The organism is Streptosporangium fragile (assembly GCF_039534445.1).
GTDB lineage: Bacteria > Actinomycetota > Actinomycetes > Streptosporangiales > Streptosporangiaceae > Streptosporangium > Streptosporangium fragile.
Genome location: NZ_BAAAVI010000093.1, coordinates 1 through 22,162 on the forward strand (window position 1 = coordinate 1; position 22,162 = coordinate 22,162).

Below are 22,162 nucleotides of genomic sequence, written 5' to 3' on the forward strand. Positions count from 1 at the left end.
CCGCGGCCGTCGGCCCGGGGCGGCGGGCCGGGGCGGCGGGCCGCGACGGGACCACGCCCCGATGACCGCGGCGATCGCATCCGGACGCGGCCGGGGCCGCCGCCCGGCTCCGCGCCGCGTCCGGGAGACGCACCGGGCACCTCGATCCAGGCATCCGCGCAGCTCATCCCCTATGCGAGGCTCGCCCGCATTCTCGGCGGCACCCGCGGATCGTTACGGTCGCCACGCCATCAAACCGCCCGTGCCGCTTTGGTGATCGCCGCCATCGATGAACCCCCGGCGCGGTTGAGATCGTGGCTCTGTCCCCGCCTCGCCCCGACCGGGCGCGACGGCCTGGCCGAGGAGGGGCGGAGAGGAGTCCCCTTGCGCGGACCACCCGCCGTTCCCGCCGCGGTCCTCGTTCCCACCGCCGTCCTCGATCTCGCGACGTCCCGGTCGGCGGTCACCGGCGCCGTGAACCGGTCCGGCGGCGCTCAGGACCCGGGCGCCCGGAAACCGGCGCCGTGCCCGCGCCGCCCGCAGAGCGACGTCGACACGGCTGGTGGCTCGCACGTCGAGCCGACGAGAAGCCGCACGTGAGGACATGCTCCCCCACCGCTGACACGAGAAAGAGACCACAGACCATGCGCGCAACTCTCAGGACCGCCCTCACCACGACCAGTCTCGGCCTCGCCGTGAGCCTCCTCACCCCCCAGGGCACGGCCGCGGCGGCCACGTCGGCGATCCCCGCGGGCAACGCCCCGTCCTGCGTCACCGTCTGGCAGCAGACGGGCACCATCACCAAAACCGGCTACGCCCGGAACGACTGCGGCTACACGATGAACCTGCGGATCGTCTGGGCGCACGGCGTGGACGGGAGCTGCCACACCGTGTCGCCCGGCGAGACCATCAAGAGCAAGGTGCCGCGCGGCCCCAGGAACTTCGACGGCGCGAGCCGCTGCTGACCTGATCCGGGCAGACCGGCAGGAACAGGCTCCGCGGCCGATCACGACCGCACGTGACCGATGACGGCGGCCGGCCCGCGAGGGAACGCCGAAACCGGCGAGGCCGAGGTTCCCGGCCCGGCGGGTTCGATTCCCACCCCCTTCCGCTCTATGTTCGGAAGAGTGGACCCACGAAGGCGTGTGCCCCGCACCGACGCCGTGCTCGCCGACCCGCGGCTGGTCGAGGCGGCGGGACGGCTGGGGCGCGCGGTCGTCAAGGACGCCGTGGCGTGCGCCCAGCATCGCGTGCGCCAGGGTGCCCTCGCGCCCGAGGAGGTCGCCGACGCGGCCGTGGCCGCGCTTCCGGCCCATCCCGCGAGCCTGCGGTCCGTGATCAACATGACCGGGGTGATCGTCCACACCAACCTCGGCCGCGCGCCGCTGTCACCGGCGGCCGTGGCCGCGACGGCCGCCGCCGCGGGCTACGCGGACGTGGAGTTCGACCTGGCCTCCGGCGCCCGCGCCCGCCGCGGGCGGGGTGCGATGGACGCGCTCGCGCGGGCGGTGCCCGCCGCCGAGGACGTGCACGTGGTCAACAACAACGCCGCCGCGCTCGTGCTGGTGGCCACCGCGCTCGCCGCCGGGCGGGAGATCGTGATCAGCAGGGGCGAGCTGGTGGAGATCGGGGACGGGTTCCGCATCCCCGACCTGCTCGTCTCCACCGGCGCGCGGCTGCGCGAGGTGGGCACCACGAACCGCACCTCGTACGCCGACTACCGGGCGGCCGTGGGCCCGCTGACGGGGTTCGTGCTCAAGGTGCACCCGTCGAACTTCCGGATCGAGGGCTTCACCGGCTCGGCCGGCGTCGCCGAGCTGCGCGGGCTCGGCGTGCCCGTCGTGGCCGACATCGGCTCCGGCCTGCTCGCCCGGGAACCGCTGCTGCCCGGCGAGCCCGACGCCGCGACCACACTGGCGGCCGGGGCCGACCTGGTCACCGCCAGCGGCGACAAACTGCTCGGCGGGCCGCAGGCGGGCCTGCTCCTGGGCCGCCGCGAGCTGGTCGAGCGGTGCAGGCGGCACCCGCTCGCCCGTGCGCTCCGGGTGGACAAGCTGACACTCGCCGCGCTGGAGGCCACCCTGCGCGGCCCGGCCACCCCCGTCCGTCTGGCGCTGCACGCCGAGCCCGCCGTCCTGCTCCGGCGCGCCGCGGTGCTCGCCGCCCGGCTGGCCGAGGCCGGGATCGACGCGCGGGCCGTGCCGAGCGAGGCAGCCGTGGGCGGCGGGGGAGCGCCCGGCGTGACGCTGGAGAGCGCCGCGGTCAGCCTGCCCGAGCGGCTCGCCCTCCCGCTGCGGACCGGTGATCCCCCCGTCGTCGGCCGGGTGGAGGACCACCGCCTCCTGCTCGACCTGCGCGCCCTGCCCGCCGGCCGGGACGGCGACGTGGTGCGGGCGGTCCTCGGGGCGGCCGGCCTCCCGGCGGACGGTCCTGAGGCGGGCGGCTGATGCACGTCGTCGCCACGGCGGGCCACGTCGACCACGGCAAGTCCACCCTCGTGCGGGCGCTCACCGGGATGGAGCCCGACCGGCTGGCCGAGGAGCGGCGGCGGGGCCTGACGATCGAACTCGGCTACGCCTGGACGACCCTGCCCTCGGGGGAGCGGCTGGCCTTCGTCGACGTCCCGGGGCACGAGCGCTTCCTCGGCACGATGCTGGCCGGGGTCGGCCCCGCGCCCGCCGTCATGTTCGTGGTCGCGGCCGACGAGGGCTGGATGCCGCAGTCCGAGGAGCACCTGGTGGCGCTGGAGGCCCTCGGCGTGCGGCACGCGCTGCTCGTGGTGACCCGCGCCGACCTCGCCGACCCGGGCCCGGCCGCCCCGGCCGCCCGCGCCCGCCTGGCCGCGGGCGGCCTGGGCGGGGCCGAGACGCTGGCGGTGAGCGGGCACACCGGCCTCGGCCTCGACGAGCTGAGGCGGGCGCTCGACCGGCTGGTGGCCGCGCTGCCCGAGCCCGATCCCGGCGCGCCCGTGCGGCTCTGGATCGACCGGGCCTTCACCGCGCGCGGCAGCGGCACGGTCGTCACCGGGACGCTCCCCGCGGGCACGATCACCACCGGGGACGAACTGGAGCTCGCGGGCTCCCCGGCGCGGGTCCGGGCCCTGGAATGCCTGAAGGAGCCGGTGACCTCGGTGTCCGGGGTGGCGCGGGTGGCGGTCAACCTGCGCTGCCAGGGCACCGCGGAGCGCGGCCTGGCCCTGGTCACCCCAGGCGCGTGGACGTGCGCCGACCTGGTCGACGTGCGGCTGGGCCCGGCGGGCGGCCCCGGCGCGACGGATCTCCCGGCGCGGCTGACCGCGCACATCGGCTCGGCCGCGGTGGCGTGCACGGTGCGGCCGCTCGGCGGGCGGACCGCGCGGCTGCGCCTGGCCCGCCCGCTGCCGCTGCACGTGGGAGACGTGCTGCTGCTGCGCGATCCCGGTCGCGCCCGCGGCGAGGTGCGGGTGATCGCCGCGGCGAGCGTCCTCGACGCGTGCCCGCCCGCGCTGCGCCGCCGGGGTGCGGCGCGGGAGCGTGCGGCCGCCCTGTCCGGGGCCGAGCCGGACGCGGCGTCCCTGCTCCGCGCCCACCGGCTGCTGCGCGCCGCCGACCTGCTCGCCATGGGCTGCGCCCCGGCCGCCGGGCCCGTGTGCGGCGACTGGCACGCCGATCCGGCGTACTGGGAGCGGCTGGGGGAGCGGCTCGCCGAGACGGTGCGGCGGTACGCCGCGGCGCATCCGCTGGAGCCCGGCATGCCGGTGGGGGCGGCCCGCCACGATCTCGCCCTGCCCGACCGGCGGCTGGTCGCGGCACTCGTACGGCCCCCGCTCGTCCTGGCCGCCGGGCGGATCGTGAGCGGGCCGGCGGGCCTGCCCGCCCCGGTCGCCCGCGCCGTCGAGCGGCTCCGCGCGGAGCTGTCCGCCCACCCCTTCCGGGCTCCGGAGGCCGGCCACCTGGCCGAGCTGGGCCTGGGTACCCGCGAGGTGGCGGCGGCCGTACGGGCCGGGGCCCTGCTGCGCGTGGCCGACGGGGTCGTCCTGCTGCCCGGCGCCGACGTCCGGGCCGCCGCGCTGCTGGCCCGGCTGCCGCAACCGTTCACGGTGAGCCAGGCCCGGCAGGCCCTCGGCACCAGCCGCAGGGTCGCCGTGCCGCTGCTGGAACTCCTCGACCGCAGAGGGCTCACCCTGCGGGTCGACGAGGCCCGCCGCCGCTGCCGGCCGCCCTCCTGACCCGCCGTCCGACGGGCGCGTGGACGCTCCCGCCGAGGGTTCGGCCCGGCCGAACCGCCGCTGCCGGATCGTTCCCATATATCGAACTGCCCTTCAAGGACTGTTGTGACTGGCAGCGATAGGGTGAAAAGAGGGAAAACCATCGTCTTCGGGGGTTGCGATGGTCGGTCATCTACCGCGGCGGATGCTCGCGGAAGTCATCGGAACGATGTTGCTGGTCATCTTCGGCCCGGGTTCGGTCGTCGCCGCGCTTCTCGTCGGCGGCGGCCGGTTGGACTACGCCGGCGTCGGCATCATCGCGTTGTCGTTCGCGGTGGTCGTCGCGGTCGTCATCTACGCGTTCGGCAGCACTTCGGGCGCGCACATCAACCCGGCCGTCACCATCGCCCTCGCCGTGGGGCGGAGGTTCCCGTGGCGGGAGGTCGTGCCCTACCTCGTGGCCCAGCTCGCCGGAGCCGTCATCGGAGGGCTGTTCATCGTCGCGATGTTCGGCCGGCGGGCGACCGATCTGGGCGGTGTCGGAATGACGGCGCTCCAGCCGGGCGTGGGATACGGGCAGGGCATTCTCATCGAGGCGTTCGGCACCTTCCTCCTGCTGCTCACGATCATGGCGCTGGCGGTCGACCGCCGGGCACCGCAGGGCTGGGCCGGGCTGATGATCGGTCTCGCCGTGGCCGGTGAGGTCTTCGTGCTCGGCCCGCTGACCGGAGGGTCGATCAACCCGGCCCGTACCTTCGGGCCGTACGTGGCGAACAGCATGTTCGGCGGCGACACGCCGTGGTGGCAGTTCGGCGTCTACGTCGTCGGCCCGATCGCCGGAGCGGCGGTGGCCGTGGTGCTGTACGACCTGGTGGCCCGGCCGGTCAGTGAGGTCCCGGCGACCGCCGAGCAGGGGGCCGCGGGCGAGATCACAGGAGAGCAGTTGCCCCGTCCCCGGGAGGCGGCGACCGGCGCCGAGCCCTCCGCGGGGCCGCCCGGCCGGCCTGCCGGCCACGCCCGATCCGGCATTTTCGGGCGGCACGGCCCGCCCGGCCAGGGGAGGTGAGCGCGCGAACGAGTGACAACGGCTGAACGGCCGTCCCACCGGCACTGCGAAGAGGGAGGACGCCATGCCGGACAACAAGGCTGTCGTGTACCAGGGACCGGGCACTGTAGAGGTACAGGGAGTCGCCTATCCCGAGTTCGAGCTCAAGGACGGGCCGGGGGTCAACCCGGCAAACGTAGGACGTAAGGTTCCGCACGGTGCCATCCTCAAGGCCGTTGCGACGAACATCTGTGGCAGCGACCAGCACATGGTCCGTGGTCGCACCACCGCGCCGAAGGGTCTCACCCTCGGCCACGAGATCACCGGCGAGGTCATCGAGACCGGTCCGGACGTGGAGTTCGTCAAGGTCGGTGACCTCTGCTCCGTACCGTTCAACATCGCCTGCGGCCGGTGCCGCAACTGCAAGGAGGGCAAGACCGGGGTCTGCGAGAACGTCAACCCGGACCGGGCCGGTTCGGCGTACGGTTACGTCGACATGGGCGGCTGGGTCGGCGGGCAGGCCCAGTACGTCCTGGTGCCCTACGCCGACTGGAACCTGCTGAAGTTCCCGGACAAGGACCAGGCGATGGAGAAGATCCTCGATCTGGCCATGCTCTCGGACATCTTCCCGACCGGCTACCACGGCTGCGTGTCCGCCGGGGTGACGACGGGGTCCACCGTCTACATCGCGGGCGCCGGCCCGGTCGGGCTCGCCGCGGCCACCTCGGCGTACCTCCTGGGGGCCGCCGTGGTCATCGTCGGCGACCTGAACAAGGAGCGCCTGGACCAGGCGCGCAGCTTCGGCTGCGAGGCCATCGACGTGTCGCAGGGCGAGCCGAAGGACCAGATCGAGCAGCTCCTCGGTGCTCCCGAGGTGGACTGCGGCGTCGACGCCGTCGGCTTCGAGGCCCGCGGGCACGGTGCCGAGGCGGAGAAGGAGCACCCCGCCACCGTGCTCAACTCGCTCATGGAGGTCACCCGCGCGGGTGGCGCGCTCGGCATCCCCGGCCTGTACGTGACCGGTGACCCGGGCGCCGCGGACGAGGCCGCCAAGGTGGGGTCGCTGTCCATCCGGCTCGGCCTCGGCTGGGCGAAGTCGCACGCCTTCGTCACCGGTCAGTGCCCCGTCATGCGGTACAACCGGAAGCTGATGATGGCGATCCTGCACGACCGGGTGCAGATCGCCAAGGCGGTCAACGCCACGCCGATCCCGCTCGACCAGGCACCCCAGGGGTACCAGGAGTTCGACAAGGGTGCGGCGCGCAAGTACGTCCTGGACCCGCACGGCATGCTCGCCAAGGCCGGGTAGCAGGCATCCCGTCACCGCGGGCGGCACACCGCCCGCGGGACCCGGGGAGGCGATACGCCGCCGGCGGCCGGATCCGCAGGATCCGGCCGCCGCGACGCGGAGGGCGGGCGCCACCCCCGGCGGAGCGGCTCACCCCTCGGCGGCGACCGGTGCCTTCTCGCCCGCGAGCGCGTACGCGGCGGCCGTCGCCCCGCCGGTGGTCTCGGCCACGATGCCGAAGATGCCCAGAACGATCAGCGGCGTCATGTAGGCCAGGCCGAACAGCACGACGGGTCCCAGCGTGAGAGCACGCCGCAGAACTGGTTCGTTGTCTCGCATGGCGGGGTCGTCTCCGAAAAGTCAGCTTCCCGTGGTGTTCCAGTGGGAAGGGTCGATGCGTCCCCGGTACAGGGGGAGGTCGAGTGGTGCGTCGGTCTCGGCGAACTGGGCCCACACGCGGTTGAGGCCGGCGGTGCCGTACCTGCGTACCCGCGTGACGTCGTCCAGGTCGAGGACGTCGGTGAGCACGGTGGCGGCCTCGCCGGCCTCCACCCTGACCCGGCCCTCGGGGTCGACGACGAGGCTGCGCCCGGTCCCGACGGGGCCGGCCGCGTTGACGCTGACGACGTGGACCTGGTTCATGATCGCGTTGGCCCGCACCAGCACCAGTTCCTGGGCGCGGTCGGAGGTCGTCGTCATGACCGGGTTGACGACGACCTCCGCGCCCATCCACGCCAGGTGGCGGGTGACCTCGGGGAACCAGACGTCGTAGCAGATCGCGAAGCCGACTCGGCCGGCCTCCGGGATGTCGAAGACCACGAAGCGGTCGCCCGGCCGGTAGGGCTCGTACGGCCGCCAGGGGAAGACCTTCCGGTACCAGGCGGCGATCCGGCCCTCGGGGGAGAGCGCCAGGGCCGTGTTGTACAGCGCGCCGTCCGTGCCGCGCTCACACACGGTCCCGGGGACCAGCCAGATCTTCAGGTCTCCGGCGAGCTCCGCGAGCGCCTTGGACCGCGGGCCGTCCAGCGGCTCGGCGGACGCCTCCAGCTCGGCGTCCCGCTCGTCCGGCCGGGCGTGCGTGCCGTGCAGGTGGAGTTCGGGGAAGACGACGAGGCGCGATCCGGGGAATCTCGCCACCAGATCCTCGACGTCCCGGGCGAAGCCCGTGACGCCTTCCCCGATCGGGTGGGGAGCCGCCTGGGCGAGTGTGACGGGGAGCGGTCGTGACACGGTGTACCTGCTTCCGGGCTGTGAGATGAAAAAATAGCTCACGATGAGCAGTTAAAGCAATGCTGCTCATGATGAACGATTTTCCGGCGAGTACGGTGGTGACATGTCGTCTGGCAGCCCCCTGACCGCGCTCGACGCCCCCGCCCTCGCGGGCATCCGGCGTCTCAACGCCCTCGACACGGTGCGCGCCCGCATCGCCCTGGCCGTCGACCTCGGCCTGCTCGCCCCCGGCGAGCGGCTGCCGCCGGCCGGGGAGATCGCCCGCGCCCTCGACGTCGGGGAGATCACCGTGCGGCGCGCGCTCGTCTCGCTCTGCGACGAGGGCGTTCTGGAGCGCCGGCGCGGCCGCGCCGGCGGCACCCTGGTGTCCCCGCGGCCCGCCACCGGCCGGGTGCCGGAGATCGAGGCCTACCGGTCGGCCGCGGACGACGTGCACCGGCTGATCGATCAGCGGCTGCTCCTGGAGTGCGGCGTCGCGCACCTGGCCGCCTCGAACGCGACCCCCGCGCAGCTGGAGGAGTTGCGGGACCTGGTGGCGCGGATGGACCGGGCCGCCAGCTGGGCCGAGTTCCACACCTGCGACGAGCGTTTCCACCTGCTGGCGGCGGCGGCCACCGGGCTGCCCGCGGCCGAGGAGCAGTACGGCGCGGTGGTGCGGGAGCTCTACCGCTACTACCTGCCGTACCCCATGGAGTACCTGCGCGAGTCCAACCGCGAGCACGCCGAACTCGTCGCGGCCCTGACCGGGCACGACCCGCTGAAGGCGGTCGAGGTCACCCGGCGCCACGTCGAGGTGCTCCACCGCACCATGTTCGTCGGCCTCATGGGCCACCCGGCGGCGCGGGACTGAGAACCGCAGGGGTCGGGCGAGGCCGTCCCCTCCCTCCGGTCCGATGTCCGGCACGGCCGCGCCGTGCGGCGGGGTGGCGGGAGCCGGGCGGGCGGCGACCCGCCGCGCCGGGCCGGGGGACACGCCTTCCCGCCCGCGTGCCCGGCACGGGCGGGAAGACGTCCGTCAGAGGTCGAGCACCAGCCGGGGCGAGGACGAGCGGCCGACGCAGATCATCATGGTCCGGCCCGCCGCCCGCTCCTCGGCGGTCAGCAGCGAGTCGCGATGCTCGGGCGTACCCGCCAGCACCCGCGTCTCGCAGGCCCCGCAGTATCCCTTCTCGCAGTCGTAGGAGAGCCCGGGGGCGGCCTCGCGGACCGCCTCGATCAGGCGCTGGTCCGGCCTGACGTGCACGGTCTTCCCGGTCCGGGCCAGGTGGACGTCGAAGGCGGTGTTGTCCGCCGGGTCGGACACCGCCTCCAGGTCGTCGCCGGCGGTGAAGCGCTCGACGTGCAGCCGGGCACCGACACCCAGCCGTTCGCACACCCGCTCGACCGCCGCGATCATCCCGGCCGGGCCGCAGCAGTAGATCGCGGTGCCGGGGCCCGCCGAGGCCAGGACCGCCTCCAGGTCGGGCAGGCCGAGCTCGTCCTGGGGCACCAGCTCGGCGCGCCCGCCGGCCTCCTTCACCAGCTCGTCCCGGAAGGCCATGGACGCCCGGGACCGCCCGCCGTAGACGACGCGCAGCGCGCTGCCCTCGCGGGCGGCCGCGCGGACCATGGCCAGGATCGGCGTGACGCCGATGCCCCCGGCGAGGAACAGGTAGTCGTCGGCGGGGACGAGGGGGAAGTGGTTGCGCGGCCCCCGCACGCCGACGGTGACGCCCTCGCGGGCGATCTCGTGCAGCTCGGCGGAGCCGCCGCGGCCGTTCTCCTCACGCAGCACCGCCACCCGGTAGCGGTCGCGCTCGCGCGGGTCGCCGCACAGCGAGTACTGGCGGATCCGGCCCGAGGGCAGGCGGAACTCCAGGTGCGCGCCGGGCGCCCAGGCGGGCAGCTCGCCGCCGTCCGCCCTGGCCAGCGTCAGCGCCAGCACGCCCTCGGCGACCGGTTCGGCCCGCGTGACGACGGCGTCGAAGGAGACGGGCTGGGTGAACGCCGGCTGGGTGCCGGGCGCGGATTCGGCACCCAGCCGGGGGCCCGGGGAGAAGACCGCGGGGATCGCGTCCCAGCCCGACTGGTTGCCGCGCGTGGGATAGGGGACGAGGCCGTCCTCCAGCACCCGGAAGTCGGGCAGCCGGGTCAGCACCTGGGTGATCATCTCCCGGAACATGGCGCGGGCCAGGTGCGCGCCGGCGCAGCGGTGCGTGCCGATGCCGAAGCTGAGGTGCCGGGTGGCGTCCCGGTCCAGGCGGATCTCGGCCGGGTCGGGGAAGACGGCGGGGTCGTGGTTGGCGGCGACCCAGGGGATCAGCACGCGCTCGCCGGCCCGCACCGGGCATCCGCCGATCTCGGTGTCGGTGCGCGCCGTGCGCGCCATCGACTGCGACGGGGCGAAGGCCCGCAGGAACTCCTCGGTCGCCGTGTCGAGCAGGTCGGGCGAGTCGATCAGGCGCTGCCGCTGCTCGGGGTGCCGGCTCAGGTGCACCAGGACCGAGCCGGTCAGCGACGTGGTGGTGTCGACGCCGCCCGCGATGAGCAGCCCGATGACCGAGACCAGCTCATCCTCGCCGAAGAGCGTGCCGTCGGGGCGGCGCCGCGCGGCCAGGACGCTCGTCGCGTCCGCGGCGGGCTCGGCGCGGCGCAGCCGGACGAGCTCACGGATCCGCCGCTCCATGTGGACGAGGCCCTCGGCGCCGCGGCGGGCCCGCTCGCTGTCGGCGGGGGCGGCGAAGATGTCGTGGATCGGGCCGGCCAGCCGGGCCCAGTCCTCCTCGGGGAAGCCCAGCCAGTCGAGGGTGACGGCCGCGGGGAGCGGGTTGGTCAGGTCGCGGACGAAGTCGGCCGAGCCGTGCTCGACGAACGCGTCGACGACGCGCGTCGCGTGCCGGGCGATCATGGGCCGTAGCCGGTCGACGGCGTCCGGGGTGAGCAGCGGGTTGATCAGGTCGCGGTACCCGGTGGACTCCGGCGGGTCCAGCTCGATCGGGTACTGCTCCAGGCCGGGCCCGCTGGGGATGACGATCGCAACCCGGTCCTCACCGGTGGAGGCCCGGGAGGAGGAGAAGATGTCGTCGTCGCGGGCGATCCGCGCCACGTCGGCGTAGCGGGTCGTGTATACGAATCCCCCGTGGGCGGGGGTGCGGCCGACGGGGCAGCGCTCGCGGAAGGACTGGTAGTAGGCGACCGGATCGGCGGTGCACGCCGCGGAGTGGTGGTCGAAGTCAACCTGCTGGGTCATGGTGCACAGGCCCCATATCCATACGAACAATGCGCGGTGTTTCCCAGCCGCGCCACTGGGTGTCTGGGTGGCCGAAGTCTAACCGTGTACAGATCACGAGACAATGTCTCGCATATTGTGGTGACGTTACGGCCCGTCGCCGGGGCGTCCGGCGGGATCACGAGGTCGGCGCGAGGTCAGAAGGTCAGCACGGCCTTCGCGGCCCTCCCGGCGCGCAGGTCGGCGATCGCCTCGTTGATCCGCTCGAAGGGGTAGAACGACATCATCCCGTCCACCGGGAAGCGGCCCGCGGCGTGCAGTTCCAGCAGCTTCGGCAGGAAGACCCGGGGGACGGCGCTCCCGGCGATGATCCCGGTGACGGTACGGCCGTTGAGGACGCTGCGCCAGTCGAAGGTCATCTCCTGGCTGGGGCCGACGCCGATCACCCCGCACCGGCCGAGCGGGCCGAGCGCCTCGACGGCGGTGCGCAGCACCTCCTGCCGGCCGGTGGTGTCGATGGCGAAGTCGAACCCGTGCGGCGCGATCTCGCGCAGGGCCTCGGCGGAGCCGCCGGCCGAGGAGTCGACCGTGTGCGTGGCCCCGTAGGAGCGGGCGGCCGCCAGCTTGGCGGCGTTGACGTCGACCGCCGCGACGACGGAGCAGCCGCTGACCGCCGCCGCGATGATCGCCGCGACGCCCACCGCGCCGGCCCCGAAGACGGCGATCGAGGAGCCGGGCGCCGGGCGCAGCACGTTGAACACCCCGCCGGCGCCGGTCTGGAAGCCGCAGCCGAACGGGCCGACGGGGGCCAGGCCGATGCTCCGGTCGATGGGCACGACGGCGCGTTCGGGCGCCACGACGTGGGTGGCGAACGACGACTGGCCGAGGAAGTGGGCGTTGACCGCCTCCCCGTCGAGGGAGAGGGCCGAGGAACCGTCCGGCCGGCGGCCGCTGAAGTTGACCGCGTCGAACCGGCGGCAGTAGGCGGGGGAGCCGGTCAGGCAGAGCGGGCAGGTCCCGCAGGAGGCGAAGCTCATCGCCACGTGGTCCCCCGGGACCACCGAGGTCACCCGGGAGCCGACCCGTTCGACGACGCCGGAGCCCTCGTGGCCCAGGACCGCGGGGGTGGGGAAGAAGGTCGCGAACTCCAGGTCGGTCCCGCAGATGCCGGTGCCGGCGACCCGGACCAGCACCTCGTCCGGGCGGGGCTCCTCGAGCTCCACGTCCTGGAGGGCGAAGGACCCTCCCGCGGTCTGCAGAACGGCGGCGGTGATGCGCACGGGTCCTCCCGATGATTTTCATAAAACGAGATGGCATCTTGACATGCAGAACAAGGGGGGTCAAGGATTCCGACATGGCCGAACTTGTGATCCCTTCCGCCCAGCAGTTGATCGACGGGGAGTGGACGACCGCCCGTGACGCCGGCGAGCTTCCGGTCGCCGATCCGGCCACCGGCCAGATCATCCAGGCGGTGGCCCGCGCCGGGCGGGCGGACGTCGACGACGCCGTGGCGGCCGCCCGCCGGGCCTTCCCCGGCTGGGCCGCGACCTCGCCGTCCGAGCGCGGCGCGCTGCTGCGCCGCTGGTCGGAGCTGATCGGCGAGCACGTCGAGGAACTCGCCCGCGTCGAGGCGCGCGACGTCGGCAAGCCGCTGTCGGGCGGCCGGATGAACGTCTTCATCGCGCGGGGGATCATCGAGTACTTCGCCGGGGCGGCCGACAAGCTCACCGGTGTGACCCTGCCCACCCGCACCCCCGACTACCTCGGCTACACCCTGCAGGAGCCGTACGGCGTCTGCGCGGTCGTCATCCCGTGGAACGTTCCGGCCGTGCTGACGGCGGCGAACGTCGCCCCGGCGCTCGCGGCGGGCAACACGGTGGTACTCAAGCCGTCGGAGGTGGCGCCGCTGGCGCCGTTCGCGCTGGCCGAGCTGGCCCGGCGGGCGGGCTTCCCGCCCGGTGTGCTCAACGTGCTCGCCGGGTTCGGCGCCGACGCCGGGGCCGCGCTCACCTCGCACCCCGGCGTGAACCACATCAGCTTCGTCGGTTCCACGGCCACCGGTCGCGCGATCATGAGGGCCGCGGCCGAGAACCTGGTCCCGGTCAAGCTCGAACTGGGCGGCAAGTCGCCCAACGTGCTCTTCGCCGACGCGGACCTCGACGTCGCGATCCCGGCGATCGTGGGGTCCATCACCGAGAACGCGGGCCAGAACTGCTACGCGGGGTCGAGGCTGCTGGTGGAGGCGTCCGTCAGGGACGAGGTCGTGGAGCGGGTCGCCGAGCGGATGCGCGCCGTGCGGATCGGCCCGTGGGACGCGGACCTCGACATGGGGCCGCTGGTGAACGAGGCCCAGTACCGCCGGGTGCTCGGCTACCTGGAGGGCGCTCCGCACGACGGCGCCCGCCTGGTCGCGGGCGGCGGCCCGGCCGGGGACCGGGAGCCCGGCTGGTTCGTCCAGCCGACGGTCTTCGACCGCGTCGACCCCGGCTCCCGGCTGGCCAGGGAGGAGGTCTTCGGCCCGGTGCTCGCCGTGCAGGAGTTCTCCGGCACCCGGCAGGCCGTCGACATGATGAACGACACCGACTTCGGCCTGCTGGCGTGCATCTGGACGAGTGACGTCTCCCGGGCGCTGCGCCTGGCCCGGGAGGTGCGCTCCGGGCAGGTCTCGGTCAACCAGTTCGCCGACGCCGGGGTCATCGGCTACCCCTTCAACATGCAGAAGGACAGCGGGTTCAGCCGCGGCGGCGGGTATGCCGCGATGCGGGAGTACACGCAGGAGAAGGCGGTCGCCGTCCGTCTCCTCGACCGGACGTCTTCTGAATAAACGTAATGGAAACGGGACAGCTGTTAAATGACACCGTTCCCAGCTGCGCATATCGAGGGCCCGCGACGCGCATGTAACAAGCACGTGACGCGCAGGCCAGTTGGCCCCCGAGGCATTGACACGCTCCCGGAGCGGGGGCAGAGTACGACGCATTGCGAGCAACGAATCACAATGCGAGATGCCATCGTGAATGACGATTGCTTGGAGGGCAGTGTGCGTGCACTGGTCCAGACGGCCTTCGGCGGACCGGAGGCGGTGAGCGTCCAGCGGGTCGCCGACCCCGAGCCAGGCCCGCTCGACGTGGTCGTCCAGGTCCGCGCCTGCGCGCTCAACCGGCTCGACCTGCTCCAGCGGCGCGGGCCCGGGGTGCTCCCCGGCTTCAGTCTGCCGCACATCGCCGGCATGGACATCGCCGGGCACGTGGTGGCGGCCGGACCGGCGGTCACGACGGCCCGCGTCGGCGACCGCGTGGTGATCGATCCCACGCTGGGCTGCGGCTCGTGCCCGCACTGCCGGGCCGGTGACCGCGGCCACTGCGCCGACCTGCGGGTCGTCGGGGGGAACAGGCCCGGTGGCTTCGCCGAGTTCGTCGCGGTCCCCGCCCACCTGGCGCACCCCGTACCCGAGCACGTCGACCTCGACGAGGCCGCCGCCCTGCCCACCCCGTGGAGCACGGCCTGGCACGCCACCTACGCGGTCGGGCAGGTCGCCGCCGGCGACTGCGTGGTGATCCAGGCCGCCGCCAGCTCCGTGAGCATCGCCGCCATCCAGTTGGCCAAGCGCGCCGGCGCCCAGGTGGTGGCGGTCGCCGGCAGTGCGGAGAAGCTCGCCACGGCCGCCGCGCTCGGCGCCGACCTGCTGCTCCGCAACGACGACCCGGTGGCCGACGCCGTCCGCGACCACACCGGCGGCCGGGGCGCCGACGTCGCCCTCGACCACGTGGGCGCCGCCACCTGGCCGCACTCCCTCGCCTGCCTGCGGATCGGCGGCCGGCTGGTGATGTTCGGCAACACCAGCGGGGACCGGGTCTCCCTCTCCCTCGCCGACGTCTACCACCGCGGGCTCCGGCTGCTGGGCGCCGGCGCGTACACCCCCGACGACTTCACCGGCATGCTCGACGCCTACTTCGCGGGTGGCCTGCGCACCCTCCGCGCCGCCGAGTGCGGCCTGGACGACCTGCACACCACCTTCGGGCTGGAGCGCTCGCGCGAGCTGGTCGGCAGGGTCCTGGTGCGGCCGTGACGGCGCCCGGGACGGGCCGTGCCGCCGGCGCGCGGGGCCGGGCCGCCGAGGTGCCGGGTGACGCCACCGGCCCGCGGGGCCGTGCCGCCGACCTGCTGGTGGCCGGCGGCGAGGTGGTGACGATGTCACCCGGCCGGGAGGTGGTCACCGGCGCCGCCGTCGCCGTCGCCGGCGGACGCATCGCCGCGATCGGCCCGGCCGGCGCCCTCCGGTCCGCCTTCCCCGGCACCCCGGAACTCGACGCGAGCGGCTGCGTCGTCATCCCCGGCCTGGTCAACGCCCACCAGCACACCACCGCCGACCCGCTGGTGCGCAGCATGATCCCGGACGACATCGACTCCCAGGAGTCGATCTTCGACTGGATCGTCCCGCTGCACGGCGAGGTCACCGGCGACGACGACGAGCTGTCGGCCACCCTGACCGCCGCCGAGTCGCTCCTGCGCGGGGTCACCACGATCCTGGAGCCCGGCACGGTCGCCCATCCGCTGAGGGTGGCGGCGGGGCTGGCCGCGGCCGGCATCCGCGGCCGGGTCGGCCGGTGGGGCTGGGACGTGCCGGGCGCCGTCCACGCGCTGCCGGCCGCCGAGTGCCTGGCCATGCAGGAGGAGACGGTCCGCGCGCTCCCGCCCGGCGGGCCCGTCACCGGCTGGGTCACCCTGGTGGGGCACGACCTGGCCAGCGACGAGCTGTTCACCGGCGCCGCCGAGCTGGCCGAGCGGCTCGGCACCGGCCTCACCTGGCACATCTCACCGGGCCGGGCGGACGTGACGGCCTACGCGCGGCGCGCGGGGACCCGGCCGGTGCTGCACTTCGCCCGGCTGGGCGTGCTGGGCCCCCGGCTGCTGCTCGGGCACGCCGTCTGGCTGGACGACGCCGAACTCGACGCCGTCGTGGCGACGGGGACCGCGGTGGCCTCCTGCCCGGGGGCGTACCTGCGCCTGGGGCAGGGCTACACCGCGGCGGGCCGGCACGCCGAGCTCGTCCGCCGCGGCGGCAGGCTCGCCCTGGGGTGCGACTCGCACAACGCGGGTGACGCGCCCGACCTGCTCCGCGCCGCCTGGCTGCTGGCCGCGCTGGAGCGCGACCGCGACGCCCGGCCCGTCCTCCGCGCCGACCAGGTCTTCGCACTGGCCACGGTCGACGGGGCCGCCGCGGTGGGCCTGGGCGATCTCGTCGGCTCGATCGAGGTCGGCAAGGCGGCGGACCTCGTCGTCCTCGACACCCGTGACCCCGCCTGGATCCCGCGGGGCGACCTCGCGACCCAGCTCGTCTGGGGCGCCCCCAGCCACACCGTCCGCGACGTCCTCGTCGACGGCCGCGTCGTCGTCCGGGACGGCCGGATCACCACCGTCGACGTCGGGACCCTGGCGGGAGAGGCGGCGGACCGCTCCGCCGCGCTGCTGCGCCGGGCCGGCATCGACGTCCCCCACCGCTGGCGGGCCCTGCCGGGGGAAGAGCACATCCGAGGAGCAGGTGGATGAGGATCATCGATCTCGCCGGACGAACGCCGGCGCAGAAGCAGGGACTGCTCTCCCAGCTCGTCGTGCCGCGCCCGATCGCGATGATCACGACACTGAACGCCGACGGCGGGGTGAACGTCGCCCCGTTCAGCTACTACATGCCCGTCTGCGGTGAGCCCCCGCTCGTCGCGGTGACGGTGGGCTCGGTCCGGGAGGCGACCGACCAGCCCAAGGACAGCTGGGTGAACCTGAGCGCCTCCGGCGAATTCGTGATCAACGTGACCACCACCGCCCTGGCCGACCACATCGAGACCGTGGCCCGGGAGTACCCGCCCGGGGTCGACGAGGCCGAGCTCGTCGGGTGGCGGACCGTCCCGTCGCAGGTCGTCGCGCCCCCCTCGCTGGCCGACAGCCCGGCGCACCTGGAGTGCCGCGTCCGCGAGGTCATCGACCGCGGCGAGATGGACTCCTGCTTCTCCGGCGTGCACATCGTGCTGGCCGAGGTGGTGTGCATCACCGCCGACGAGTCGATCATGGCCTCCCCGACCCGGATCGACCCCACCAGGGTGCACGCCGTCGGCCGGATGGGCTTCCCCTGGTTCGTCGCGGCGTCGACGGATTCGATCTTCAGCCGGGATCGCGTCGCCTACGCCGACCTGCCGGACGGGGAGGTGGTCGCCTGACCTCCCACGCGGGACGGGGGAGAGGCTCCGCGAAAGCCCGCACCCCCGCCGGCGACCAAGATTCGTCAACCCCTCACGCGCCGTGGGCGGCGCGCAGGAATCAGATCGAGAGGATCTTCATGGCCGGATACTACCGAACGGGCAGGACCACGGCCGCACTGGCCGCCTGCCTTGGGGTGACGGCGCTGCTCGCCGGCTGCGCGAGCAACGACGCCACCGCGCCCCAGGCCACGGCCCCGGCCGACGCGGGCGCGAAGACGGACGGCGGCACCGTGCCGGCCGGCCAGCCGGACGTCAACGGTGACGGCAAGGTCGTCATCGGGGTGCTCAGCCCCGGCGACATCAACGACAAGGGCTACTACCAGAGCTTCGTCGACACGGCGGAGGCGTTCGCCACCTCCAAGGGCTGGACGATCATCAAGCGCGGCAGCGTCAACACCAGCGAGGCGCTCAACGCCGCGCGGGCGCTGTGCCAGCAGAAGGTCGACATGGTGGCCCTCGGCGCCTCCGAGCTCAGGGACGCGATCCCGGCGTCCGAGGAGCCGGTCTGCGGCAACACCGCCTGGTACGTGCCGTCCTCCGACAACATCCAGCAGACTCCGAAGATCGTGCTCTCCACCGACGAGGCGGACCAGAGCATGCTGGCCGCGGGATACGCCGCCGGCCTGCTCATGAAGGACAAGGGCGAGACCAAGGCCGGCTTCGTGACCGGTCCCGAGGTCGACTTCACCACCACGGCGGCCAAGGCGTTCAAGGCCGGCATCCGGCTGGTGGTGCCGGAGGCCACGCTGACCACCACCTACAGCGGCGACCTCAACGACTCGGCCAAGGCCAAGGAGGCCACCCAGGCCCAGATCAGCCAGGGCGTCAAGGTCATCTACCCCTACCTCGGCGGCGCCACCGACGCCTCGGCGGAGCTGGCCAACGCCAACGGCGTGGCCACCCTCACCCCGGGCACCGACCGGTGCGCCTCCACCAAGCCCACGTTCGACATCTCGGTGCTCTTCAGCCCCGGCGACTACTTCAAGGCCGCGCTGGAGGAGTTCGCCGCGGCCAAACTGCAGCTGGGCACGGAGAAGGTCTGGAAGCTCGGCGTCGACCCGTTCCCCACGGTGAAGCTCTGCAACGGCACCCCCGAGCAGAACAAGCAACTGGAGACGTTCATCGCCGACGTCGGCAGCGGGAAGATCGACCCCAAGGCGGAAGTGCAGAGGCTCGGGTCCTGACATGACGGAAGACGAACGGGCGAGGGAGCTCACCCCGCCATCGGCGCCCGCGCTGCGGCTGCGGGGGATCCGCAAGAGCTACGGTCCGGTCGTCGCCTGCGACGCCGTGGATCTCGCCGTGCACCGCGGCGAGATCCACGGCCTGCTCGGTGAGAACGGGGCCGGCAAGTCGACGCTCATGAAGATCCTGCTCGGCCTCGTCCAGCGGGACGCCGGGACCATCATGCACGGCGACGACCCGGTCGAGATCGGCAGCCCCCAGGAGGCCGTGGCGCTCGGCATCGGCATGGTGCACCAGCACTTCAGCCTGATCGAACCGCTCACGGTCTGGGAGAACGTCATCCTGGGCGACACCGGGAAGATCGACAAGACCGCCGCCTGCGACCAGGTGCGCGAGGTCTCCCGGCGCTACGGCCTGCCGATCGACCCGCTGGCCAGGGTCGACCGGCTCTCCGCCGGAGAACGGCAGCGGGTCGAGCTGATCAAGTGCCTGCGCCGGGACCCCTCGGTGCTCGTCCTCGACGAGCCGACCTCCGTGCTGACCCAGGCCGAGTCGGCCGAGCTGTTCACCGTGCTGCGCCACGTGGTCCGCTCGGAGAACCGCGCGGTCATCCTCATCAGCCACAAGCTGGCGGAGATCACCGCGGCCACGGACCGGGTGACCGTGCTGCGCAGGGGCAGGGTCGTCTTCCACAGCGGGACCGCCGACACCGGCCCGCAGGAGCTGGCCCGCCGGATGGTCGGCCGGGAGGTCTCGCTGGGCGCCGAGGCCGCCGCCCTCGGCATGCTGCCCGTCGACGGCCCGGCCCCGGGAGAACCCGGCACGCCGGGGGACGGCACCCCGCCGGCCGCGGCGCCCGCGCTGCGGCTGCGCGACCTGACCGTCACCGTCGACGGCGTGCGCGTCCTGTCGGACCTGAGCCTGGACGTCGCCCCCGGTGAGATCCTCGGCCTGTACGGGGTCGAGGGCAACGGCCAGGCGACCCTGGGCGACCTGCTGTCCGGGCTCGTCGTGCCGGACTCGGGAGCGGTCGAGATCTCCGGCCGCCCGGTCGACCTGAACCGCCCGGGCGCGCTGCACGCGGCCGGGCTCGGCATCGTGCCGGAGGACCGGCACAGCTCCGGCGTGGTGCTTGACATGAGCGTCGCCGAGAACCTGGTCATGAAGTCCCTGGACGGCGTGACCCGCCGGGGCTTCGTCAGCCGCCGGAAGATGTACGCCGAGGCCCGCCGGCTGGTGGCCGAGTTCAACATCGTCACCCCCTCGATGGACACCCCGGTGCGCAGCCTGTCCGGCGGCAACCAGCAACGGGTGGTGCTCGCCCGCGAGCTCTCGGCCGGCCCGGCCGTTCTGATCGCGGCGCAGCCCACGCACGGGCTGGACGTGGGGGCCATCGAGGACATGTACCGGCGGCTGCGCGACGCCGCCTCGGGAGGTGTGGCGGTGCTGCTGATATCCACCGAGCTGGAGGAGGTGATGGCGCTGGCCTCCCGGATCGCGGTGATCTCCTCCGGGCGGATCACCGGCGTGCTCTCCACCGGCGAGGCGACGGCGGAGCGGCTCGGCATGCTGGTGGGCGGGGTGGCCGCATGAGCAGTCTCTCGACTGGGCGGGGTGGCCGCATGAGCAGTCTCTCGACGACCGACACGAGGAGGGCACACCGGTGAGCGTCTCCCGGGAAGAACTCGCTCCGAACGCCTTCGGGAGCCGCCTGCTCGCCCTCACGCGCCCGGGGCCGGCCGCCTGGCAGAACACGGTCGCGACCGCCGTCGGCGTGGTCGTGGCCCTCCTCCTGTCGTCCGCGCTGATCGCGGCGACCGGCGGCTCGCCCGCCGCGTCGGTGCAGGCCCTGTTCCAGGGCAGCGTGGCCGACGGGACGGCGTGGACCACCACGCTGCTGTACACGGCCCCGCTGCTGCTCGTCGCCGTGGGGGCCTGCGTCAGCGCCCGCTCCGGCGTGTTCAACATCGGGCAGGAAGGCCAGGTGCTCGTCGGCGCGCTCTTCGCCGCCTGGGTGGGCCTGCGCCTGGCCGTCACCGGCCCGCTGCTGCTGGTGGCCATGCTGCTGACGGCCGCGCTGGCCGCCGGCGCGTGGGCCGGCCTCAGCTCGCTGATGTACCGCTTCCGCGGCGTCAACATCGTGGTCAGCACGCTGCTGATGACCTTCGTCGCCCAGCAGCTCGTCGCCTTCGCGGTGAACACGCCGTGGCTGCTGCAGGAGTCACGGGTCGGTGACGCCGTGGTCTCCCCGCAGTCCAACCCGCTGCCGGTCAGCGGGCGGCTGGGTTCGTTCGGGGAGTACCCGGACCTCCAGGTCAACGGCGGCCTGCTGCTCGCGCTGGTCGGCGCCGTGGTGGTCGCGGTGGTCGTCGCCCGTACCCGGTGGGGGTTCCGGCTCACCATGCTCGGCCTCAACCCGCTCGCCGCCAAGCACGCGGGTGTCCGCGTCAACGCGCTGGGAGGCGCGGCGCTGGCCATCTCCGGGGCCTTCGCCGGCCTGGCCGGGGCCGTCCTGCTGGCCAGCCCGGTGGGCGTCAACCGGCTGCAGCCCGGCATCGCGATGAACATCGGCTGGGACGGCCTGCTGGTCGCCCTGGTCGCCCGTAACCGGCCGCTCCTGGCCGTCCCCGTCGCCCTGCTGTTCGGCGTGCTGCGCTCCGGCGGTGGCTTCCTCGCCGCGACCGGGGTGCCGCCCTTCCTCGTGGACGTGGTCAAGGCCCTGCTGGTTCTCGCCTTCGTCGCCCCGCCGGTCGTCACCGCGGTGATCCGGCGCCGCCGGGCCGGCGCCCGTACCGCGCGCGCCGAGCGCCGGCCCGCACCCGTCGCAGAGGAGGTCGCGCTGTGAGCGCCGCCGACGACATCTCCACCATCCTGTCCAGCGGGATACGGCTCACCGTGCCGCTGGCGTTCGCGGCGTGCGGGGAGTACCTCGCCGAGCGGGCCGGCGCCATGAACATCTCCGTCGAGGCGATGATGCTGGGCGCCGCGTTCGGCTCGATCGCCACGGCCAGCGCCACCGGCAGCGCCACCACCGGCCTGCTGGTGGGTGTGCTGATCGGGCTGCTGATCGGCTTCGTCCACGGGAACCTGTCCCACCGGCTGGAGATCAACACCTTCGTGGTCGGCCTGGTGCTCAACGCCCTGGTGCTCGGGCTGACCAGCTACCTGATCACGGTCAGCACCTTCGACTCCCACCAGGTGGCGCAGGTCAGCGTCCCGTGGCTGCGCGACATCCCGCTGATCGGCCACCCGCTGTTCGTCGAGCGGTGGCCGGTCTACCTGCTGCTCGTCATCATCCCGCTGACCTGGTGGCTGGTGGAGCGCAGCAGGTGGGGCCTGGAGCTGCGGGCGGTCGGCGAGCAGCCGCAGGCCGCCGACGTCACCGGGATCCGGGTCAACCTGCGCCGGCGTCAGGCGCTGCTGTGGTGCGGCGCGCTGGCCGGCCTGGGCGGCGCGTACCTGGCGGTCGGCGAGGTCGGCTCGTTCAACCAGAACATGACCGCCGGGCGCGGATACATCGTCATCGCGGCGGTCATCTTCGGCGCCTGGCGGCTCGGGCGCACCCTGCTCGGCTGCGCGCTGTTCGGGCTGGCCGACGCCATGCGCCTGGCGCTGCCCGCGCTCGGCCTGACCCTCAACTCGCAGCTGCTCGTGGTGGCGCCGTACCTGCTCGCGCTGCTGGCGATGCTGCTGTTCGCCACCCGGCACCGCGAACCCAGGGCGCTGGGCCAGCCGTTCGAACGGGGCTCCACCTGACGGGGACCCCGCTCGCCATCCCTATATCCAGAAC

At 73.8% G+C, this 22,162-nt stretch carries 18 protein-coding genes; 14 read left to right on the forward strand and 4 right to left on the reverse strand.

The window, feature by feature from the left end; genetic code table 11:
* Positions 1 to 623: 623 nt before the first annotated feature.
* The 5 genes from ABD841_RS36505 to fdhA all read left to right on the forward strand — a co-directional run bounded on the left by ABD841_RS36505 (position 624) and on the right by fdhA (position 6,519).
* Positions 624 to 944, forward strand: a complete 321-nt coding sequence (locus ABD841_RS36505; protein WP_344981273.1) for a hypothetical protein — start codon at positions 624 to 626, stop codon at positions 942 to 944.
* Between the two features lie 162 nt (positions 945 to 1,106).
* Positions 1,107 to 2,426, forward strand: coding sequence for an L-seryl-tRNA(Sec) selenium transferase (selA, locus tag ABD841_RS36510; RefSeq protein WP_344981275.1), 1,320 nt, complete (start codon positions 1,107 to 1,109; stop codon positions 2,424 to 2,426).
* The gene (locus ABD841_RS36515) at positions 2,426 to 4,186 is read left to right on the forward strand and encodes a SelB domain-containing protein (RefSeq protein ID WP_344981277.1); all 1,761 of its coding nucleotides are present in this window, start codon (positions 2,426 to 2,428) and stop codon (positions 4,184 to 4,186) included. Before selA ends, ABD841_RS36515 begins: the two co-directional genes overlap by 1 nt.
* A 184-nt stretch (positions 4,187 to 4,370) precedes the next feature.
* Positions 4,371 to 5,231, forward strand: coding sequence for an MIP/aquaporin family protein (locus ABD841_RS36520; RefSeq protein ID WP_344981279.1), 861 nt, complete (start codon positions 4,371 to 4,373; stop codon positions 5,229 to 5,231).
* 64 nt (positions 5,232 to 5,295) lie between these two features.
* Positions 5,296 to 6,519, forward strand: a complete 1,224-nt coding sequence (fdhA, locus tag ABD841_RS36525) for a formaldehyde dehydrogenase, glutathione-independent (RefSeq protein ID WP_344981282.1) — start codon at positions 5,296 to 5,298, stop codon at positions 6,517 to 6,519.
* 129 nt (positions 6,520 to 6,648) lie between these two features.
* Here fdhA and ABD841_RS36530 read toward each other — a convergent pair whose 3' ends face one another.
* The gene (locus ABD841_RS36530; RefSeq protein ID WP_344981284.1) at positions 6,649 to 6,837 is read right to left on the reverse strand and encodes a hypothetical protein; all 189 of its coding nucleotides are present in this window, start codon (positions 6,835 to 6,837) and stop codon (positions 6,649 to 6,651) included.
* 21 nt (positions 6,838 to 6,858) lie between these two features.
* A complete protein-coding gene (locus tag ABD841_RS36535) occupies positions 6,859 to 7,728 on the reverse strand; it encodes a carbon-nitrogen hydrolase family protein (RefSeq protein WP_344981285.1) in 870 nt (289 codons plus the stop codon).
* A gap of 103 nt (positions 7,729 to 7,831) precedes the next feature.
* Between ABD841_RS36535 and ABD841_RS36540 the strand changes: the two genes are divergently transcribed.
* Positions 7,832 to 8,578 carry a FadR/GntR family transcriptional regulator gene (locus ABD841_RS36540; protein WP_344981287.1) on the forward strand — a complete coding sequence of 249 codons (747 nt, stop codon included), beginning with the start codon at positions 7,832 to 7,834 and terminating at the stop codon, positions 8,576 to 8,578.
* Between the two features lie 165 nt (positions 8,579 to 8,743).
* Here ABD841_RS36540 and ABD841_RS36545 read toward each other — a convergent pair whose 3' ends face one another.
* A complete protein-coding gene (locus ABD841_RS36545) occupies positions 8,744 to 10,957 on the reverse strand; it encodes a cytochrome P450/oxidoreductase (RefSeq protein ID WP_344981289.1) in 2,214 nt (737 codons plus the stop codon).
* 176 nt (positions 10,958 to 11,133) lie between these two features.
* Complete coding sequence (locus tag ABD841_RS36550) at positions 11,134 to 12,216, reverse strand: NAD(P)-dependent alcohol dehydrogenase (protein ID WP_344981291.1); 1,083 nt, start codon at positions 12,214 to 12,216, stop codon at positions 11,134 to 11,136.
* A 74-nt stretch (positions 12,217 to 12,290) separates the two neighbouring features.
* Here ABD841_RS36550 and ABD841_RS36555 point away from each other — a divergent pair, with 74 nt between their 5' ends.
* The 8 genes from ABD841_RS36555 to ABD841_RS36590 all read left to right on the forward strand — a co-directional run bounded on the left by ABD841_RS36555 (position 12,291) and on the right by ABD841_RS36590 (position 22,128).
* Entirely contained in the window at positions 12,291 to 13,760 is a 1,470-nt protein-coding gene (locus tag ABD841_RS36555; RefSeq protein WP_344981293.1) for an aldehyde dehydrogenase family protein, read from the forward strand.
* A 213-nt stretch (positions 13,761 to 13,973) separates the two neighbouring features.
* Positions 13,974 to 15,002, forward strand: coding sequence for a zinc-binding dehydrogenase (locus ABD841_RS36560; protein ID WP_344981295.1), 1,029 nt, complete (start codon positions 13,974 to 13,976; stop codon positions 15,000 to 15,002).
* The gene (locus ABD841_RS36565; RefSeq protein ID WP_344981296.1) at positions 14,999 to 16,483 is read left to right on the forward strand and encodes an amidohydrolase family protein; all 1,485 of its coding nucleotides are present in this window, start codon (positions 14,999 to 15,001) and stop codon (positions 16,481 to 16,483) included. Before ABD841_RS36560 ends, ABD841_RS36565 begins: the two co-directional genes overlap by 4 nt.
* Positions 16,480 to 17,145, forward strand: coding sequence for a flavin reductase family protein (locus ABD841_RS36570; protein WP_344981298.1), 666 nt, complete (start codon positions 16,480 to 16,482; stop codon positions 17,143 to 17,145). The genes ABD841_RS36565 and ABD841_RS36570 overlap by 4 nt, the downstream gene beginning before the upstream one ends.
* Before the next feature lie 119 nt (positions 17,146 to 17,264).
* On the forward strand, positions 17,265 to 18,371 hold the full coding sequence (locus tag ABD841_RS36575; protein WP_344981300.1) for a BMP family ABC transporter substrate-binding protein: 1,107 nt from the start codon (positions 17,265 to 17,267) through the stop codon (positions 18,369 to 18,371).
* A 1-nt stretch (position 18,372) separates the two neighbouring features.
* Positions 18,373 to 19,965: an ABC transporter ATP-binding protein gene (locus tag ABD841_RS36580; protein WP_344981302.1), complete on the forward strand. Its 1,593-nt coding sequence runs from the start codon at positions 18,373 to 18,375 to the stop codon at positions 19,963 to 19,965.
* Positions 19,966 to 20,035: 70 nt separating this feature from the next.
* On the forward strand, positions 20,036 to 21,217 hold the full coding sequence (locus ABD841_RS36585) for an ABC transporter permease (protein WP_344981303.1): 1,182 nt from the start codon (positions 20,036 to 20,038) through the stop codon (positions 21,215 to 21,217).
* Entirely contained in the window at positions 21,214 to 22,128 is a 915-nt protein-coding gene (locus ABD841_RS36590) for an ABC transporter permease (protein ID WP_344981305.1), read from the forward strand. Before ABD841_RS36585 ends, ABD841_RS36590 begins: the two co-directional genes overlap by 4 nt.
* The last annotated feature ends 34 nt before the right edge of the window (positions 22,129 to 22,162 follow it).